The organism is Kitasatospora sp. SC0581, assembly GCF_048159585.1.
In the GTDB taxonomy this organism is placed as follows: domain Bacteria; phylum Actinomycetota; class Actinomycetes; order Streptomycetales; family Streptomycetaceae; genus Kitasatospora.
In genome coordinates, this window is sequence record NZ_JBLRWA010000323.1 from 1 (window position 1) to 316 (window position 316).

The following is a 316-nucleotide window of genomic DNA, read 5'->3' on the forward strand; positions in this document are numbered from 1 at the left end:
GTCGTCCACCCGGATGAAGGCCAGCTCGATCGCGCCGAACCGGATGCCGGCCCAGAAGTCGGTGCTGTCCTCCTTGACCGGGAGCCCTGTCACCTCGGAGTAGAAGGCGGCCAGCTTCATCGTGTCCGGGCAGTCGATGATGAAGTCGGTGAGTCGTAGCATCCCGCGATCTTGCCACAGACTTTTAGATGGGATGTATCTAGGCCATTTCCGTTCCTGGAGTGCATCCAGCGAGACAGAACGCATCGGACATCCCATCAATCTCTGTCCGAACCGTTGACATGGAGCGGTCACGTGACCGACCTTCCTGACGGTC

The 316-nt window shown here is 59.5% G+C and carries 1 protein-coding gene; it reads right to left on the reverse strand.

Translation table 11 applies throughout. The features are described 5' to 3' along the window. Positions 1-162, reverse strand: a 162-nt coding sequence (locus ACLWS4_RS38305; protein WP_416876610.1) for a VOC family protein, incomplete at its 3' end; no start/stop codon positions are given. Positions 163-316: the final 154 nt, after the last annotated feature.